General features: G+C 59.7%; 19 protein-coding genes and 6 tRNA genes. 7 read left to right on the top strand and 18 right to left on the bottom strand.

Annotated features, from left to right (window positions below):
- Positions 1 to 288: 288 nt before the first annotated feature.
- A complete protein-coding gene (gene rarD / locus ACOYW1_RS11245) occupies positions 289 to 1197 on the top strand; it encodes an EamA family transporter RarD (RefSeq protein WP_482422860.1) in 909 nt (302 codons plus the stop codon).
- 120 nt (positions 1198 to 1317) lie between these two features.
- On the opposite strand, the gene ACOYW1_RS11240 is transcribed toward rarD, so the two are convergent.
- The 9 genes from ACOYW1_RS11240 to ACOYW1_RS11200 all read right to left on the bottom strand — a co-directional run bounded on the left by ACOYW1_RS11240 (position 1318) and on the right by ACOYW1_RS11200 (position 3880).
- Positions 1318 to 1758, bottom strand: a complete 441-nt coding sequence (locus tag ACOYW1_RS11240; protein WP_482416388.1) for a hypothetical protein — start codon at positions 1756 to 1758, stop codon at positions 1318 to 1320.
- A gap of 276 nt (positions 1759 to 2034) precedes the next feature.
- A tRNA-Lys gene (locus tag ACOYW1_RS11235) sits at positions 2035 to 2110 on the bottom strand.
- A gap of 5 nt (positions 2111 to 2115) precedes the next feature.
- Positions 2116 to 2191: transfer RNA gene (locus tag ACOYW1_RS11230), tRNA-Val, on the bottom strand.
- 36 nt (positions 2192 to 2227) lie between these two features.
- Positions 2228 to 2303: transfer RNA gene (locus ACOYW1_RS11225), tRNA-Lys, on the bottom strand.
- A gap of 6 nt (positions 2304 to 2309) precedes the next feature.
- Positions 2310 to 2385 (bottom strand) — tRNA-Val (locus tag ACOYW1_RS11220).
- 61 nt (positions 2386 to 2446) lie between these two features.
- A tRNA-Lys gene (locus ACOYW1_RS11215) sits at positions 2447 to 2522 on the bottom strand.
- Positions 2523 to 2528: 6 nt separating this feature from the next.
- A tRNA-Val gene (locus ACOYW1_RS11210) sits at positions 2529 to 2604 on the bottom strand.
- Positions 2605 to 2842: 238 nt separating this feature from the next.
- On the bottom strand, positions 2843 to 3658 hold the full coding sequence (locus ACOYW1_RS11205; protein ID WP_482416389.1) for an SDR family NAD(P)-dependent oxidoreductase: 816 nt from the start codon (positions 3656 to 3658) through the stop codon (positions 2843 to 2845).
- A 36-nt stretch (positions 3659 to 3694) separates the two neighbouring features.
- On the bottom strand, positions 3695 to 3880 hold the full coding sequence (locus ACOYW1_RS11200) for a hypothetical protein (protein ID WP_482422859.1): 186 nt from the start codon (positions 3878 to 3880) through the stop codon (positions 3695 to 3697).
- Between ACOYW1_RS11200 and ACOYW1_RS11195 the strand changes: the two genes are divergently transcribed.
- A complete protein-coding gene (locus ACOYW1_RS11195) occupies positions 3869 to 4156 on the top strand; it encodes a hypothetical protein (protein ID WP_482422858.1) in 288 nt (95 codons plus the stop codon). The genes ACOYW1_RS11200 and ACOYW1_RS11195 overlap by 12 nt on opposite strands.
- On the opposite strand, the gene ACOYW1_RS11190 is transcribed toward ACOYW1_RS11195, so the two are convergent.
- Both ACOYW1_RS11190 and ACOYW1_RS11185 read right to left on the bottom strand, forming a co-directional pair.
- Positions 4125 to 4622, bottom strand: coding sequence for a glycyl-radical enzyme activating protein (locus ACOYW1_RS11190; RefSeq protein ID WP_482422857.1), 498 nt, complete (start codon positions 4620 to 4622; stop codon positions 4125 to 4127). The genes ACOYW1_RS11195 and ACOYW1_RS11190 overlap by 32 nt on opposite strands.
- A gap of 99 nt (positions 4623 to 4721) precedes the next feature.
- Positions 4722 to 5621: a sulfite exporter TauE/SafE family protein gene (locus ACOYW1_RS11185; protein WP_482422856.1), complete on the bottom strand. Its 900-nt coding sequence runs from the start codon at positions 5619 to 5621 to the stop codon at positions 4722 to 4724.
- 155 nt (positions 5622 to 5776) lie between these two features.
- Between ACOYW1_RS11185 and ACOYW1_RS11180 the strand changes: the two genes are divergently transcribed.
- The 3 genes from ACOYW1_RS11180 to ACOYW1_RS11170 all read left to right on the top strand — a co-directional run bounded on the left by ACOYW1_RS11180 (position 5777) and on the right by ACOYW1_RS11170 (position 8339).
- Positions 5777 to 6826 carry a TOBE domain-containing protein gene (locus ACOYW1_RS11180; protein WP_482422855.1) on the top strand — a complete coding sequence of 350 codons (1050 nt, stop codon included), beginning with the start codon at positions 5777 to 5779 and terminating at the stop codon, positions 6824 to 6826.
- A gap of 87 nt (positions 6827 to 6913) precedes the next feature.
- Positions 6914 to 7603 (top strand): DsbA family protein, encoded by a 690-nt coding sequence (locus ACOYW1_RS11175; RefSeq protein WP_482422854.1) that lies wholly within the window; start codon positions 6914 to 6916, stop codon positions 7601 to 7603.
- 388 nt (positions 7604 to 7991) lie between these two features.
- Positions 7992 to 8339: a hypothetical protein gene (locus ACOYW1_RS11170; RefSeq protein WP_482422853.1), complete on the top strand. Its 348-nt coding sequence runs from the start codon at positions 7992 to 7994 to the stop codon at positions 8337 to 8339.
- Positions 8340 to 8433: 94 nt separating this feature from the next.
- Here ACOYW1_RS11170 and ACOYW1_RS11165 read toward each other — a convergent pair whose 3' ends face one another.
- Complete coding sequence (locus ACOYW1_RS11165; RefSeq protein WP_482422852.1) at positions 8434 to 9567, bottom strand: amidohydrolase; 1134 nt, start codon at positions 9565 to 9567, stop codon at positions 8434 to 8436.
- A 262-nt stretch (positions 9568 to 9829) separates the two neighbouring features.
- Between ACOYW1_RS11165 and ACOYW1_RS11160 the strand changes: the two genes are divergently transcribed.
- Positions 9830 to 11752, top strand: coding sequence for an AMP-dependent synthetase/ligase (locus ACOYW1_RS11160; protein ID WP_482422851.1), 1923 nt, complete (start codon positions 9830 to 9832; stop codon positions 11750 to 11752).
- Here ACOYW1_RS11160 and ACOYW1_RS11155 read toward each other — a convergent pair.
- The 4 genes from ACOYW1_RS11155 to ACOYW1_RS11140 all read right to left on the bottom strand — a co-directional run bounded on the left by ACOYW1_RS11155 (position 11722) and on the right by ACOYW1_RS11140 (position 14165).
- On the bottom strand, positions 11722 to 12216 hold the full coding sequence (locus tag ACOYW1_RS11155) for an Lcl C-terminal domain-containing protein (RefSeq protein ID WP_482422850.1): 495 nt from the start codon (positions 12214 to 12216) through the stop codon (positions 11722 to 11724). The two genes, ACOYW1_RS11160 and ACOYW1_RS11155, sit on opposite strands and share 31 nt — an antisense overlap.
- Positions 12217 to 12336: 120 nt before the next feature.
- Positions 12337 to 13128: a DUF3786 domain-containing protein gene (locus ACOYW1_RS11150; RefSeq protein ID WP_482422849.1), complete on the bottom strand. Its 792-nt coding sequence runs from the start codon at positions 13126 to 13128 to the stop codon at positions 12337 to 12339.
- Positions 13129 to 13263: 135 nt separating this feature from the next.
- Complete coding sequence (locus ACOYW1_RS11145) at positions 13264 to 13536, bottom strand: universal stress protein (RefSeq protein ID WP_482422848.1); 273 nt, start codon at positions 13534 to 13536, stop codon at positions 13264 to 13266.
- A complete protein-coding gene (locus tag ACOYW1_RS11140; protein WP_482422847.1) occupies positions 13485 to 14165 on the bottom strand; it encodes a universal stress protein in 681 nt (226 codons plus the stop codon). Before ACOYW1_RS11140 ends, ACOYW1_RS11145 begins: the two co-directional genes overlap by 52 nt.
- Before the next feature lie 113 nt (positions 14166 to 14278).
- Between ACOYW1_RS11140 and ACOYW1_RS11135 the strand changes: the two genes are divergently transcribed.
- Positions 14279 to 14476 (top strand): hypothetical protein, encoded by a 198-nt coding sequence (locus tag ACOYW1_RS11135; protein ID WP_482422846.1) that lies wholly within the window; start codon positions 14279 to 14281, stop codon positions 14474 to 14476.
- A 129-nt stretch (positions 14477 to 14605) separates the two neighbouring features.
- Here ACOYW1_RS11135 and ACOYW1_RS11130 read toward each other — a convergent pair whose 3' ends face one another.
- Both ACOYW1_RS11130 and ACOYW1_RS11125 read right to left on the bottom strand, forming a co-directional pair.
- Positions 14606 to 15514, bottom strand: coding sequence for a (Fe-S)-binding protein (locus ACOYW1_RS11130; RefSeq protein ID WP_482423705.1), 909 nt, complete (start codon positions 15512 to 15514; stop codon positions 14606 to 14608).
- Positions 15399 to 15995, bottom strand: coding sequence for a 4Fe-4S dicluster domain-containing protein (locus tag ACOYW1_RS11125; protein WP_482422845.1), 597 nt, complete (start codon positions 15993 to 15995; stop codon positions 15399 to 15401). The genes ACOYW1_RS11130 and ACOYW1_RS11125 overlap by 116 nt, the downstream gene beginning before the upstream one ends.
- Between the last annotated feature and the right edge of the window lies 1 nt (position 15996).

The raw sequence follows: 15996 nt of genomic DNA, 5'->3' as shown, positions 1-15996 counted from the left end.
CGTGAGTAGTGAGTAGTGAGTAGTGAGTAGTGAGTAGTGAGTAGGTTAACGGCGAAGGGGGTGGTGTCAACCACAAAGGCACGTCGAAACCTCCTGGCCATTGCACCGGTGCGACGGTGCGACGGATGCCGTTATTTCATGTGTGTAGCACTCCGTAAAAAACCCCGCAGCTTTTCCTGAAAAACGTCCTCCCTTTTCCTCGACAGCCCCGACGGCCCATGTTATCACACTATCTTTAACGCCTTGCCCCTTGACGTCAAGGCAACCCATGACTTACAGGAATGTCCCATGCCGTCTCGTTCAGAATCCGCCGTCGGCCTGCTTGTTGCCATGCAGGCTTTTCTTATTTGGGGGCTCTCTCCCCTTTACTGGAATCACCTCTCCCATGTCCCCGCCTTTGAAACCCTGATGCACCGCGTGGTGTGGTCCCTGGCTTTTCTGGTTCCCATCCTTGTCTTCCAGAAGAAAATGGGGCCGTTTTTAAAGGCCCTGACCAGCCTTCGCACCCTGGCCGTCCTCACCGTCACCACCTGCCTGGTGGGGGGGAACTGGTTTCTCTTCATCTGGTCCATCAACCATGGCCACGTGATGCAGACCAGCCTGGGGTACTATATCAACCCCCTGGTCACTGTCTTTTTAGGGATGATTTTCCTTAAGGAACGGCTCACGACCAGGCAGAAAATCGCCGTGGTCCTCGCAGGGGTCGGCGTGGCCTGGCTCACCATCGATTACGGCACCCTGCCCTGGATCTCCCTGGCCCTGCCCTTCAGCTTTGCCTTTTACGGCCTTATCCGCAAAGTAGTGGACGTAGGGCCTCTGGTGGGCCTCACCGTGGAGACCCTGCTCATGGCTGTTCCGGCCTCACTCTACCTGGGGAACCTGGCCGCAAGCGGAGAAGGCGTCTTTCTCCACACAGGGGCCATCACGGACCTTCTCCTCGTGGGCACGTCCCTGATGACGGCCCTGCCCCTGCTTCTTTTCAACCTGGGCGCCAAGGCCCTGACCCTGTCTACCATCGGGTTTATCCAGTACCTGGCCCCCACCTGCACCTTTCTGCTGGCGGTGTTCTATTTCAAAGAACCCCTGGACCCGTCCCTGGTGCGCACCTTTCTCCTGATCTGGAGCGCCCTGGCCCTGGTGACCTGGGACTCCATTGCGGCCTACCGGCGTCAGGGAAAACCCGCGGAGGCGGCCTGACCCGGCACAGGCGGTTCTTTTGCCGGAAGAGACACAAACAACAAAGCGGAGACCGGTTACCCGGTGCTCCGCTTTTTTTATGATCCGTGGAAACGCCCCGCCTGCCGGGGCGTTTTTTTATTAGAACTGGGGCTCCATCACGTCTCCGCTGTAGGCACCGATAAGGATGGTCAGGTCCCCTGAGGTGAAGTGATAATACGGCTCCTTGACGTCCGGGTGCAGGGCCCAGTACAAGTCGCAGGAGGCCCCCTGGAGGTCAAAGCCCGGCGGCAGCTTTTTGGCGGCATCAATGGCGCTGATCATGCGGCTCACATCAATGGGCCGCATGCCGATGGGCAACGGGATCTTGTCGTGCTGAAGCACCCCGCCGTATCGCCAGGTCTCGGCCCAGGGTTCGGGATCGGGAACCACGGGGATGACTTTCATCATCACCTGGACCCAGTCGTAAGGGGGTTGGGAGACATGGCTGTCCTTGGCTGACAAGAGTTGAACGCTCACGCCCGTCTCTCCGAACTGCTCGAAGGTTTTCTTGATATCCTCGTCAAATCGTTTGGCATCCATACACGGCACTCCTTGCTTGTTTTGGATGGAATGTAGGGAGGGCCTTACCGGGTGGCAGAAGGGATCGATGGGGACGTCACGGACGGTGGGATCCGGTTTGTGAAAACGGATGAGAGACGCGTGGTGTCTGTCAGGGGCCCTTTTCGGGTGATCTGTGGCAGATCATTTTTTCCTTAGTGAAGTTTACCATACAGCCCCTGTGTCCACAAGGGATGTCGATACCGGAAAAAGGCCCAACGAAAAAAGCCGAAGCAAATGCTTCGGCTTTTTTCATAATGGTGGGTCGTACTGGGCTCGAACCAGTGACTCTCTGCTTAAAAGGCAGATACTCTACCGACTGAGTTAACGACCCGCGGATGGTGGGCGAAACAGGGCTCGAACCTGTGACTTCAACCTTGTAAGGGTTGCACTCTTCCAACTGAGTTATTCGCCCGGTCAACCGGGGCGACACCGAAAGGTGCCTTATGTATGGTGGGTCGTACTGGGCTCGAACCAGTGACTCTCTGCTTAAAAGGCAGATACTCTACCAACTGAGTTAACGACCCGGAAGATGGTGGGCGAAACAGGGCTCGAACCTGTGACTTCAACCTTGTAAGGGTTGCACTCTTCCAACTGAGTTATTCGCCCGGACATCCGGAGCGACGCCAAAAGGCGCCATATGTGTTGCCAGCCATGCCGGCTTGTCTTCTGGTGGGTCGTACTGGGCTCGAACCAGTGACTCTCTGCTTAAAAGGCAGATACTCTACCGACTGAGTTAACGACCCATTGGGTGGTGGGCGAAACAGGGCTCGAACCTGTGACTTCAACCTTGTAAGGGTTGCACTCTTCCAACTGAGTTATTCGCCCGAAGAACGAGGAAACTTTTACAGGACCCTCCCATGCATGTCAACACCTGAAAGCCACATTTTTCGATGCTTTCAGCCTCTGGGAACTATGGGGCCGGAATATCAATCGATATTGTACCATTATTTTAAAACCAGTCGAAGATCCAAAATGGACTCCCTTCCCACCCCGTTTGGGGCCGGTTTCAGCCCCCACGGGACCGGCCGGAAGGCACCCGCAGCGTTCCCGGACACGCCACATATTAATTTGCCCGTGCGGCCCCCAGCATGGCCGTGAAGTCCGCCCCGAACCGATAGATGGGCCCCGGGGTGAGGCGACGCACCCAGTACAACAGCTTGGTGCGCACACCGGGAACAATAAGGAACCGGCCCTGCTCAATGCCCCGGATCAGCTTGGCCGCGGCCACATCCACGGGAAGGACACCGGCAAAATCCTTGAGGGCCCGGGTCTCTTTGGGGATGGTGGGCTTTTCCCGCTCCAGCATGGGGGTGTCCACCTCGGAGGGGCAGAACAGGCTGACCTGCACCTCAAAACGCGCCAGTTCGCAGCGCAGCACCTCGGCAAAACCCATGACGGCAAACTTCGAGGTGCTGTACGCCGAATATCCGAACACAGGGATAAAGCCGGCAGAGGACGCAATCAGGACAAGAGCGCCCTTGTTCTTTTTGAGCCAGGGCAGAGTGGCCGCGGCCATGTTGCGACTCCCCGAGACGTTGATGGCCAGCACCTTGTCAAAGGCCTCGGCATCGATGTTTTCGAAATGGTCGGCAATCCCCACCCCCGCGCAATTGATCACCACATCCGGTGCCCCGAAGTCGGCGACGGCCTGAGCGATTTTGCCGTTCACATCCTCCCAGTCGGACACATCCATGGGCAGGGAGAACACCTCTGGCTCATCCGATCTCGCCCTGAAGGCACCGGCCACGGCAGTCAACGCCTTCTCCCCCCGGGCAAAAAGCGCCACACGGGCCCCGTTGTCAAAAAGCTGCCTGGCTGTCTCCAGCCCAATACCGCTTGAACCGCCCGTCACATAGACGGTGATACCCTTCCAGTCCATGGTCGCCTCCTTTCGTAGTAAGAATGTTGCCGGTGGTTACAAGGTCTCGATCCCTCGCTTTTCAAAACAGGTTTCCCATCGTGCCACTTCCTCCGGTGCCATGAACCCGCCCGGGGCACCGGGCATGCGGCCTCCGATTTTAACAATTTTTCCGTGCCAGAGCGGATTGTAAGGCAGGAGCTGAACCTCCCGGGCCCCCAGGGAGCTGAGATGGTCGGCCACGGCCGTGATGTTCTCATCGGTTGCCGTGATCCCGGGAACCAGGGGAATCCTGGGGAGAAGCTCCAGCCCCCCTTCCTGGTGAAGTTCCAGGAGGTACTCGAGGTTTGCGAGAATGCGCGCGTTGCCCGCACCGCAATACTGTTTGTGGGTTTCAGGGGAGATGAGCTTGATATCGACGTATACCGTGTCGGTGTGGGGACGGATGTGGGCGTCAAAGGCCGACCGGGAGAAGTGGCCGCTGGTCTCAAGGAGTGGTGTGAATGCCCCGTGACTTGAACCGCTGCATGAGCTCGCCGCAGTATCGGGGAAACAGGGTCGGCTCGCCTCCGGACAGGGTCACCCCTCCCCCTGAGGCGTCGAAAAAGGGCATGTCTTTTGACACCGCCGACACCACCTCATCCGGTTCCATGGTGCTGCCCACAGGCTCCAGGGCCTTTGACGGGCACACCTCGGTGCATGCCATGCAGAGGGTGCATCGGGAGCGGTCCGGCCCCCACCCGGGGTCGAGGGCCCCTTGCCGACATACCCTCAGGCACTCTCGGCAACCGATGCATTTTTCCGCGTCGAAGGAGAGCTCCGCCCCTGTCTTTTTGCTTTCGGGGTTATGGCACCAGGCACAGTCAAGGGGACACCCTTTGAGAAAAACCACCGTCCTGATGCCGGGGCCGTCATCCAGTGACGCGCCCTTGATCTCCAGGACCAGGGGCGCATCGCGTTTGTCAGCCGCTTCTGGGGGATTCATGCGCACCTTCATGTATGGGGTAAATCCATCTATTTTTACGTCGGATCAGTCCATATGGGCATGAAACACCGTAACGATGTTTACAAGAGCGGTCAATCCTTATCTACGGGCGGACGTGCGTGATAAATTCAACGATGTACTTTCCGGCGGTTCCGGCAAGAACAAGGCAGAGGAGCCACTTGAGCCCGCTTCGGTACGGTACATTTTCTGGCACCGGGCGCCCGTGTAGATGCCTGCGATGCCGCCCAGGCCGAAGAGAAGCCCCAGGCCCCAGTCCGGGGCAATATGCATGGAGGGAAAAAAAGGGGCCATGCCCTGATAGAAAAGCACCCCGGTAATGGAGGTCACAAAGGTGCCCATGAGGGTCGCCCCGGCGATGGTGTGGACCGGAAGCCTGTAAAACGAAACAAAGAACGGCGCGATGATGGCCCCGCCGCCTATGCCGTAAATGCCACCGATGATGCCCACCACAAAACTCATAAAAGAGATGCCGGGCACCGAAAAGCGATGGGTATGCCCCCGAAAGGTATAAGCCATCTCCCGAAGGTTCCAGAAAAGGACCGTGGTCTTAAAATCACCCCCCTCTTCCGTTTTCGGCTCCTTTTCCCTGGTGTCGAGGAGCTGCCTGACCATGCGAAACCCGATGTACAGAAGGACCATGCCCACAAACATCTTGAAGTGAAGCGGGTCCGGCAGGTAGAGCACCCGGATCATCGCCCCCAGAATCACCCCGGGCATGGTTCCCACCACCACCACCAGGGTCAGGGGCCAGACCATGCGCCCCTCCTTGATAAACCGCCACACCCCAGAAGGGATGGCCACAATGTCAAGAGCTGATCGTGCCACCGAGGGGTGCACGTAGCCAAGGACGGACATCTGAAAGGGAAGAAGCAGAAAGGCGCCTGAGAGTCCGGCCATGGAGGTAATGAAAGAGACGCCGAAGGCCACGACGGGGGGGATCCAGGGGGCCACGTGGATACCTGCGGTTTCGAAAAGCATGGTCACCTCCTTTGGGAAGGGGGTTGTCATGAAGCGCGCCCGATGGTTAATTGGCACGGTTTTTATAATTTACATGTCACTTGTACCATTCGATTTCCAGCCATGTCAACCCGATTTCCTTGGAAAGAAACGGATCTGCCGCTATAATGCCACCCATGAAAACACCGCCGCACGCATCCGCCAACCCATCGACCATCCTCACGCCTTCCGAGGAGGAGCGCACCCTCGACCCTGTTCAGCTGGCCGCCCTGGAGACAGCCTTTCGGGACTGGGTCTCGGCTGCACGGCGCTCCGACGTGCGAAGGTCCCGGCAGAGAATTTTCTGCATCTTCCTGCTCATTCGCTACACCGGTGCCCGTTTAGGGGAAATCCTGGGCATCGCCTCCACCGATCAGATCGATTTTACGGGCCACACCGTGCATATCGGAAGCCGGTCCGCCGGGTACCGGGATGTCCAGATCCCTCCCCACGTGGCCGAGGGAATCCTCGAGGTCCTGCCGCCATCCACCGAAGCCCCTTTTTCCGTGGATCCGGGGCATGTGCGGAGAAAGTTTTATGAACAGGCAGAGTCCTGCGGGCTGGTCAAGGCCATGGGAAGCCCCAACGTCATCCGCCGGTCCCGTGCCCTGGAGCTCCTGCGCAGCAACCTGCCCCTTCCCGTGGTCCAGAAGATGCTCGGCCACAGCACGGCGGGCCTCACCGCCTCCTGGCTCGATTTTTCCGAACAGGACATGCAGCGGGTGGTGGCCCATGTCACCCGACGCGAGAGCAGGATCAAGACAAGCGCAAGGAACAGCTTTGCCGGAAAGGTGGCCCGCATGGTCCCCGGAGAGATCCAGACGGTGGTCACCCTGGACACCCTGGGGGGCTACCCCATCACCGCCATCATCACCAATGAAAGCGCCGGCCGACTGGCCCTGAAGCCCGGAACCCTTCTCACCGCCGAGGTAAAAGCCCCCTGGGTCCTGGTGGCCGCAGGGCCCCACCCTCCCCTGACCAGCTGCGCCAACACCCTTGAAGGAACGGTGCGACGTATTATTAAAGGTGGAAACACAACCGAGGTGATCCTCGGTCTCAAAGACGGCACCGAGGTCTGCGCCCTCATGACCCGCTCCGGGGACGATGATCTGGGGCTTCGGCAGAACGATACGGCCTGGGCCCTCATCGATGCGTTTTCCGTGATTCTCCGTATGGGGGACCTGTAGCGCCAAAAAGGCGCCTTGAGCTGGGGGCAAGGTATGGTATAAGTGGGATCTTGTGAGGATCAAACGGGGAACCGGAGGACGAAAGACATGAGCCAGACAAACGACAAAGAGATTATTTATGTGGGCGACCCCATGTGCGCCTGGTGCTTCGGATTTGAGCCGGTCCTGGATGCCCTCATGGAGCGCCTCGGGTCTTCGGTGCCCTTCCGGTTTATGATGGGGGGGCTGCGGGTGGAGGATCCCATTGCCATCACCGACGCCATCAAGCCGAAGCTTCTTGAAAACTGGCAAGGAGTGACCCGGGCCACGGGTCAACCCATCAACGGCCACCTGCTGGCAGATGCCCCGGATTTTCTCTACGACTCGGCACCGGCCAGTCAGGCGTTCGTTGCCGTCAGACGCCTGGACCCTGCCCTGGCCCTGCCTTACTACCGCGCCCTTCATCACGCGTTTTACCTGGAAATGAAAGACATCACGCAGCCGGAGATCCTCTGCGACCTCGCCAAAGGGATCGGCGTGTCCCCGGAGCAGTTTCTGCCCCTTGCGCAAAGCGACTCTGTCCGTGCAGAGGCCTTCGACGATTTTGCCCTGGCCCGGGACTACAACGCCCTGGCGTTTCCCGCCCTGGTTCTCAGGGAAGGCGAGGCGGCATCGGTGCTCAACCAGGGCTACAAACCGCTCTCCGCCCTCACCGGCATCCTCGATGACTGGGTGGCGGGCACCCTGCCCACCTCCGAGATCACCCCTGCCCTCCTCATCTTCGGCCGCGCATCCTGATGCGGAGGAATCATCGCAACCTATCAATATTCATATCAATGTTTAGAAAAATAACACTTCATATTCATTCCGTCCCGTGACATAATTCAATCATCCGTAAACGGTCGGACACCCCCACGCCTCCACCCCCACACTGCGCTTTTAAACCAAACCCCACCTCTCCATCAGGCCCCCAGACCGAAGACGTCGGGCCAGGCCCGGGCACCAGCCATCATGAAATAACCAAATCATTGGGCCACCCCGCAGGGCTGACACACCTTCCGGGTCGATCCGGCCTGCCGCGGAACGGATAAAGCGCCTGCTTTCCCCATGGGACAGACGGGGTTGCAGGGATGTTTGACGGGTTGTAAGTCGCTGTTTTTCATTCTTTAAGAATCAGGAGAATTCCATGCTCAAGCCATTTTCAACCAACCACGACATCAAGGGTAAAGCAACGGGTTTTTCCATAACAAACAGCGAAGGCAAGGAACGCAAGTTTGCCCTGACGGACAACACGTTGCCCGAGTCCCGCACAGACAGGCCCCAGTCCTGTTTTGTCCGCGCCCCCTTTTCCCTTTTGTTCAAGGGCGCTGAGTGCACCTGCTCATCCAGGGGAAGGGTGACCATCCGTCCCCCGGCCAGGGAAGACGCCTCCGGGTTTGAGACAACCGAGCCCCGGGACGAAAACGGCAATGAGGCCCCGCGCCTTCGCTTCCAGGCGGTGTTCAATTCCAACTCCGGGTTGTGGAGCACCTGATCCGCCCTGGCCCGGATATGTCATGAGAAAGCATCCAGGCAAAACGTAAATCAGCGTTTGCTGTTTGATTTTCTCACCCTTCGGGCGAGCCGGGTCAGAGGGTCATGCTGCGCTGAAACGTTCGGATGATGGCGGAAAAAAGGGCAACACCCGGCCCGAGAAGGGCGTCCGGAAAGTTGTAATCTGCGTTGTGAAGCTGCGGCCCCTCGCCGCAGCCCAGCCCCACCATCACCCCGGGGTACCGGTGGGTGAACCACCCGAAGTCCTCACTCCACCTCATGGGCTCGGAAAGTGTGGTGACGTCCAGGCCCGCATCGGTGGCGGCCTCCATCACCATTTCCGCCATCTCCCGGTCCACGGGTGTTCCCGGAAACTCATTGGTCACCATCACCTCGCATCCCACGCCTGAAAGCCCGCTTTTCTCCTCCAACGCCTCCTTGATACGGGACATACGGTAATGCAGGTATGCGTCCGCCTCCCCTCGCAGGGTGAGCTGCACCCGGGCTTCGCCGGGGCTCACCCCGAAGCCGGGTCCTCCCACCTGAAGATGGGTCACCGTGCTCATGAAAAACGGTCCGCCCTGTTCCCGTGCCAGCAGGCCCTCATCGGCCAGGAGCGACTGCACGATGGGCATGGGGGAGTTCCCGTGCTCCGGCCAGGCCGCATGGCTGGGTGTGCCGGAGAGGTGAATGTCCATGCCCAGGGAGGCGCAGGCAAACAGCCTGTCCGGCACGCACACCTGCCCCAGGGGCCTGCCGGGCAGGTTGTGAAGGGCAAAGACCCGATCCGGGATGATACCCTGGAACCGAGGGTCCTTGATGACGGCCTCGGCACCGTCCCCGGTCTCTTCGGCCGGTTGAAAGAGAAGCACCACCCGCCCCCGCTTCGGGGGAGCCTTTGAGAGTTCCCGCGCCAGGCCGCAAAGGATGGCCGTGTGCCCGTCGTGGCCGCAGGCATGGGACAACCCCTTATGAACCGATGCATAGGGAAGGCCGGTCATCTCGGTGACGGGCACTCCGTCAAGATCGGCCCGGAAGAGAAGGGTCTCTCCGGTGGACATCCCGTCGAAAAAAACGGCCACTCCGTGGCCGCCCAGATCCCTCACCATGCCGTGATGGTCGCAGCCACTGAGCCAGTCTGCAACCATCCCTGCTGTCTTCTCCTCTTGCCCGGAGGCTTCGGGTATGCGATGCAGTGCCTGCCGAAGTGCTACCAAGTCTTCATCCATGATCCCCATGTCCCACATCTGACGGGCACCTGTAAGGTGCCCTCGTTGACCTTGGCCCAAGGGAGAGCGCCATGCTCCTCCAGGGCTGAACAAACGACCCGCATCACAACGAAAACGAGCCGACGGCGTGCAAACAACTGGACGCCCCTGTGCAGATATGCCATGAACATATACGCAGAGCCACCAGCATTTCAACCACCCTTTCGCCCCCTTTCTCCGCTTGTCATCGGTGAACGCGGGCCGACGCATTCCGGAGCCTCCCATGACCATCACCCCCACGGACAAATGGTACATCACCACCCAGACCTTCCCCGAACTCCTGAACCGAAACGTTACCCGCTTCGGGCACCGCATCGCCCAGCGCTGGAAATGCAGAGGATCAGATGAAACCGCCGCCCTCACCTATGGAGAGATGGGCGAAGCCGTCCGCGAGGTAAGCTGCGGCCTCATGGCCCTGGGCATTGAAAAAGGCGACCGGGTGGGGATCATGGGCACCACATCGCCCCAATGGACCCAGGCGGACTACGCCATCCTCTGTGCCGGGGGCATCACCACCTGTGTCTACCCCAGCCTCACGGCCAAAGAGCTGGCCTATCTCATCAACGATTCGGGAAGCACGGTGCTGTTTGTACAGGACGCCTCTCTCCTGGAGACGGTGCGGGCCGCGCGAAACCGGATGCCGAACCTGTCCCGGGTCATTCTCCTTGAGGGAAACGAGGCGGGGGGCGCCGACACCCTCACCCTCGACGAATTGAAGCAACGGGGCCGGACGGCCCACGACGCCACTCCGGAAGCCTGGGAGGCGAGGTGGAAATCCGTGGGCCTTGGGGACCCCATGACCATTGTCTACACCTCGGGAACCACCGGCAACCCTAAGGGCGCCGTGCACACCCACGCTTCCGTCAACGCCGCCTGCAGGCGGGACCTGGCGGCCATCCCCGTCCTCACGGAAAAGGACCTCCTCCTCTCCTTTCTGCCACTGGCCCACACCTACGAACGCGAATGCGGCCACGCCATCGCCATGCACGCGGCCCTGCCCGTGGCTTACTCCAGCCCCAAAACCCTGCTGGCGGACCTGGCTGTGTTCCGCCCCACCTTTTTCATGTCTGTGCCGCGGATTTACGAACGCATCTACATGGCCATGAAAGAGAACGCATCGGCCTCTCCCCTGAAGCGCCGCCTCTTCTTTTCTGCCATGGAGACCGGACGGCGCGTGGTGGATGCCCGGGCCGACGAGCGGGGGTTCGTGGACATGTCCGAAGGGACCGATCTCCTCTCCGGGGCCGGGCCCCTGCTCTCCGTAAAATACCGGCTCTTCGACCGGCTGATCTTCGAAAAGGTCCGCAATAGACTGGGCGGACGGTTCCGTTTCGCGTTTTCCGCCGCCGGAAGCCTCTCCGCGGACCTGTGCAAAACCTTCATGGCCATGGGGGTGCGCATCTTCGAGGGGTACGGCTCCACCGAAACCTGCAACACGGTCAATCTCAACACTCCGGGGGCCATCCTGCCCGGATCGGTGGGCGCCCCGTGCGCGGGTGTGTCCGGTCGCATTGCAGACGACGGGGAGTGGGAGGTCAAAGGGGAGAATCTCTTTGTGGGGTATTGGAACAACGAAGAAGCCACGCGGGCGGCCTTTACTGAAGACGGGTACTACCGGACCGGGGACATCGTTGAAAAGGTGGCCGGGGACCACATCCGCATCGTGGACCGCAAAAACGGGCTCCTTGTGCTGGACACGGGCAAAAACGTGCCCTCGGCAAAAGTGGAAGGTCTTTTTGCCCTTTCCGCGTATATTGACTCCGTCATGGCCGTCGGCAGCGGGAAAAAATACGTCACCGCCCTTGTGATCCCCGACTTCGACGCCCTTCTATCGGCCCTTACGGCCCGGGATCCCGAAGCAGAGCGGTACGCCCTCTCCCATGCCAACGGCCTCTGCACGGAGGTGATGCGCGAAATGCTCCACCTCCCTGAGGTGAGGGCGCTCATCCAGGCTGAAATCGATACGGCCAACGGCCAGCTGGAGCCCCACGAACAGATCAAGGCCTACCATGTCTCCCACCGGCGCCTCACCGAAGAGGCCGGGGAGCTCACCCCCACCTTCAAAGTGAAGCGCAAGGCGGTGATGGCCCGCTACGCCCGTGACATGGAGGCGCTTTACGGCAGGGACCGTACGGCCCGGACATAATAATGATTCGCTTTGTTGCTGATGTTGACGTACCCGATGTAGTAGAAATCGATGCGCCAGGCATAGCCGGAATTGGCTTCATAGGTGGAGGAGGACCAGTAGCCCGAGGACGCCGTGTCCGGAAAAATCCGGGGGTCCACCGCGGGATCGTAGCTCAGGTAGTTAATGATACTCTGGAGTTCATCGGAACTGGGCAGGCGCCAGTCGTCATACCCGGCCAGGTCGAGTTTTTTGCAGTAGGCCACCGCTTGGGCCCAGGTCAGGGCCTCATTGTCATTGCCTGTCTGGCGTTGCCACATGAGGCCTGTGGCGGTGTCGACGACCACCCCTTTTTTTTCATCCACCTTGAACTCGGCCAAGGCGGGTCCTGTGAGCATCACCACCAGAAGCAGCATGCCTCCCAGGGTCATTCCAAGGGTTCTCAGGTTTTTCCTCGCATCTTTTTTTTCTCCTTTACCTGTCATGGCTCACCTCCATGCAGCTTTCATCCCGGAAAGGGCCTTTCCCCTGCGACCACCGGAAGGAGAAGGCCTCTCCCTGCCATATATTGTCTCAAGCCCCGGGGCCCGTCGGCATGGTCCCCCTTACCCGTGCCGAAGGGCAAGACGCTCCAGCATATAGGTGAATCCCACCCCGAGGTAAAAGAGGGATTCGGCGTCCACGTTTTCGATGGCGGTGCTGTCGTAATAGACATTCACGGCTGAACCCAGGCCGTCCTGATCGTTGCAGTAGCAGATCATAAAGGGAACCGTGGGGAAAAAGTGAAGGACCACCGAGATATCCGACTGGAACTGGGGCGGCACCTCTTTGGCGTCGAAGAGATGCACCAGGTCGTCAAACAGGCCGGTGTGTCCGTCCGCCAGGCGCAGAAGGTTCTCCTCGCAGCGCCGATGAAACAGGTTGTACTGCTCGCGCCCTCCCGGAATGTCCCGATAAGAGACCCACTGCCCTTTGGCCGGAACCCCCTTGCCGTCCAGGACATGGTTGAGAAAGGGCACCCCAAGGTAGGGGTTCACGTGCAGGTCGGTGTGAAACCGGCCCTGGTGATCCACCCCCACATCCTTGCCCAGCACCTTGAGGGTCAGCACCTCGCCGGACAGCGTTGCCCCGATGCGCCGGGATGCCTCGTCAAAATCGCAGGTCCTCATTTTTTCCTGGAGGGCGGCAAGGTAGATATCGCCGTTGTCTCCGGTCTCCCCTGCCCCGCCCCTGAACAGGGCCCGTGTGGCCTCATCCGTCCTGGGACAGGCGTCTATGGACTTGGCGCCCGTAAACACAGCTCCGGCAAAGGCCAGGCAGCTCTTTTCGCCGCACTCCCGGCAGTTGGATTTCTCCAGGTGCTTGAATATCTCCATGGCGTTTTTGGGTCGGGACACAGGTATACCTCCGTATTGTTGGGTCTCAGGATGAGGATGAGGACGGTCGCAAAGGGAACCTACCTTCATTCATAGCCCAAAGAGAGCCGGGAACAAACCAAAATATGAACGCAGGCGGCGATTCCTTGAGGGTGATTATCCCTTTTCGCCATGGTTTACGCTCACCACCGGGCAGGAGGCCCGTATGACAACCTGCTCCAGGGTGCCTCCCATGGCCGGGCCCTCTTCCGGGCCTTTGCCGTGGTGCGCCATGACAACAAGGTCTCCGTGGCACCTGCGGGTCAGCTTCAGGATCTCCACGTACGGGGTCCCTTCGCACACCTCCACCTCCAGATTGGTGAAATCCCCGGCGCGGCTTAAAAAACGGGCTTCGACGGCTGCCCGCGCCTCGGCCAGGCGTCTGTCCATGGCAACGGGATCTTCGGGGATCCCCGTGATCTCCAGGGTATGGAGCAGATGGCAGGTAGGTCTGCATTCCGGGCGATCTTCACGGCAAAGTCAAAGGCGGCATCCGATGCCTGCGACAAGTCGGTGGCAAAGACAATGTGCTTGAAATCCCAGTGCGGAAGAGGACAGAAACGATTGATGATAAGGACCGGTGCCCTGGCGCTTTTTGCCACCTTCTGCATGGTGTTGCCCAAGGTGTTGCGAAACGTAAGGGACGCACCGGTGCAATCCAGGCGGGTATGGGTCCCCATGACGATGAGGTCGCTCTCCCAGGCCCTGGCCCGGCGCAGGATTTCCGTTGCGGGAATCCCGGGTTTTACCACCACCTCACAATCCATGGACGTATCGGCCAGGTGTTTGTGGGAGGCACGGATTTCACGGGTCAGGAGCGTTTCGTAATCCGCGTCCGGCACCTCCTCGCTTTCGGGGCTGTACGCTTTGACCTGGGCCGTAAAGCCGTGGGAGGGCAAGCCGTAGACGTGAAGGACTTTTAATCCGGAGTGAAATTTTTCGGCCAGGTTGTAGGCAAACCGGGCGGCTTCGTCGCAGATGGGCGACGCGGTGGTGGTGAACAGAATGTTTTTGAACATAAGGAACCTGCCTGTCTGAAGTGTCAGCATCAAACTCGATCGAATGGTTCGACGAAAGAGGTCAGGGGAAACGGGAAGAGAGGGGCAAAGGGAGGTTTGTGCAGGGAGACCGGGTGACATGGGCAAGGGGAACCGACGGTGCCGAGCCCTGGGACGAACACGGCACCGGGGTGCGGAAGGGGTGTCCCCCGCAGATCGGCACGTCCCATGCTGTCACCGTGATACGCTTCATGTCCCTGGCTCCTGGTTTCTGGTGCCACGCCATGGCCTCCCCCGGGTGCCGAGTTGCAGCCGGGGGAGACGGGCCATAACTAACTACTAACTAAAGCAGTTATTTTTTCAAAGTTCAATCAATTACCGTCCATGGGGTGTTTTTTCCTTATGAAAGAGGCGTTCCCCATGAAAAACCGGCAAATCAAGAGAACGCCAGAGAGCTGTTTTTACTCTTCATTGTGCGTCAAGTGATCCGGCACCACCACCATGGGAATGAGCAGGGGTTTCAGGAAAGACCACCGGATCCCGATATGGTAGACCTCCTCCAGGTCCCGGATGGCGTCCCAGCAGTTGTGGCAGGGAGAGATCACCAGCTTGGCCCCGGTCTCAAGGATCTGGTCTCGCTTGACTTTCAGGCCGGTGTTCCGCTGTTCCCGGTACCGTCCGATGCCGTTCATGCCCCCTCCCCCGCCGCAGCAGTAGTTGTGTTCGCGGTTGGGGGTCATCTCGCGAAAATCCTCGGCGATCTGGCTCATGATGTACCGGGCGTCGTCGGCCAGGCCGGCATTGCGGATGTAGTTGCAGGAGTCCTGGAAGGTCACGGGCTCCTTGATCCGTTTGGCCGGGTCGATCTTGAGCTTGCCCGTGCGCAGGGCTTCGGCCACCCACTCCACGTAGTGCAGGCTGTCCACCGGGGCTTTGCCCGACTTGATGCCCGCCCAGTAGGGCCCTTCGGTCACCGTGGCCCGGTAGGCGTGGCCGCACTCGGTGACCACCATGCGCTTGGGCTTCAACCGGTCGATGGCGGAGTAAACGGACTTCACCTGCATGGTGGAGGCTTCCCAGTCTCCGGCAAACATGGCCAGGCTGGTCTCTTCCCACCCTTCGGAAGGAACGGTCCAGTTTTCCCCGGCCAGGTGAAAGAGCACCGCTGCGTCGGCGAGGTCCTCGGGGTAGTGCTTGGCCTCGCGGGCGTTGACCGTGTAGATGATATCGGCGTCCTCTTTGTCCACGGGGATTTCAAGGCCCGGCCACTCCTCTTCGGTCTCCTCTTCCATCCACTGGCAGGTGTCCACCCAGTCCTCGGTGGTGATGTCCATCTGGGCGCGATAGACCCGGTGCATGCCCGATCCGATCTTCATCTCCCACGGCACGAATCCCTGGGAAGAGCACCCCGCGAAGGTAGGAGAACATCACCCCCATGTCGATACCCATGGGGCAATACATGGCGCACCGGTTGCAGCAGGTGCACTGGGACCAGGCCACATCCATGCAGTGCATCATAAAAGCGGTGTCCACCTCCCCTTTTCGCCGCACCAGCTCCCCCAGGGTGGACTGGATCTTGTAGGAGGGGACCTGCTTGGGGTCCTTGTCGTTGGCGATATAAAGAAAGCAGGAGTCGGCGCAGAGCCCGCATCGCATGCAGGAGTTCAGCCAGGTCTTGAGCCGTGATTTCAAGGTGTTTTTCAAAAGGGCCTTCAACGCCGGGACGTCCACGTCGAGGCTCTCCATCTCTTTGTAATATTGGGCGCCACCCTTGTCTCCCAGGAGTTCCTGGAGTTTTGCTTTGGTTCCGATGGGGGTTCGGTTGCACAGTATGCCTTGCTGCTTTGTCATG

The organism is Desulfoluna sp. CYM3A, from assembly GCF_056829965.1.
The sequence above is the reverse complement of the archived record's forward strand: the minus strand, read 5'-3'. Positions and strand labels throughout refer to the sequence as shown.

Excerpts from the sequence above, each read along its gene's own strand:
- ACOYW1_RS11125 (WP_482422845.1), bottom strand. The coding sequence starts at position 15,995 with ATGACAAAGCAGCAAGGCATACTGTGCAACCGAACCCCCATCGGAACC.
- ACOYW1_RS11190 (WP_482422857.1), bottom strand. The coding sequence starts at position 4,622 with ATGAATCCCCCAGAAGCGGCTGACAAACGCGATGCGCCCCTGGTCCTG.
- ACOYW1_RS11160 (WP_482422851.1), top strand. The coding sequence starts at position 9,830 with ATGACCATCACCCCCACGGACAAATGGTACATCACCACCCAGACCTTC.
- ACOYW1_RS11175 (WP_482422854.1), top strand. The coding sequence starts at position 6,914 with ATGAGCCAGACAAACGACAAAGAGATTATTTATGTGGGCGACCCCATG.
- ACOYW1_RS11185 (WP_482422856.1), bottom strand. The coding sequence starts at position 5,621 with ATGCTTTTCGAAACCGCAGGTATCCACGTGGCCCCCTGGATCCCCCCC.
- ACOYW1_RS11140 (WP_482422847.1), bottom strand. The coding sequence starts at position 14,165 with ATGTTCAAAAACATTCTGTTCACCACCACCGCGTCGCCCATCTGCGAC.
- ACOYW1_RS11180 (WP_482422855.1), top strand. The coding sequence starts at position 5,777 with ATGAAAACACCGCCGCACGCATCCGCCAACCCATCGACCATCCTCACG.
- ACOYW1_RS11170 (WP_482422853.1), top strand. The coding sequence starts at position 7,992 with ATGCTCAAGCCATTTTCAACCAACCACGACATCAAGGGTAAAGCAACG.
- ACOYW1_RS11165 (WP_482422852.1), bottom strand. The coding sequence starts at position 9,567 with ATGGATGAAGACTTGGTAGCACTTCGGCAGGCACTGCATCGCATACCC.
- ACOYW1_RS11240 (WP_482416388.1), bottom strand. The coding sequence starts at position 1,758 with ATGGATGCCAAACGATTTGACGAGGATATCAAGAAAACCTTCGAGCAG.
- ACOYW1_RS11195 (WP_482422858.1), top strand. The coding sequence starts at position 3,869 with ATGGTCGGCCACGGCCGTGATGTTCTCATCGGTTGCCGTGATCCCGGG.
- ACOYW1_RS11145 (WP_482422848.1), bottom strand. The coding sequence starts at position 13,536 with ATGGACAGACGCCTGGCCGAGGCGCGGGCAGCCGTCGAAGCCCGTTTT.
- rarD (WP_482422860.1), top strand. The coding sequence starts at position 289 with ATGCCGTCTCGTTCAGAATCCGCCGTCGGCCTGCTTGTTGCCATGCAG.
- ACOYW1_RS11205 (WP_482416389.1), bottom strand. The coding sequence starts at position 3,658 with ATGGACTGGAAGGGTATCACCGTCTATGTGACGGGCGGTTCAAGCGGT.
- ACOYW1_RS11155 (WP_482422850.1), bottom strand. The coding sequence starts at position 12,216 with ATGACAGGTAAAGGAGAAAAAAAAGATGCGAGGAAAAACCTGAGAACC.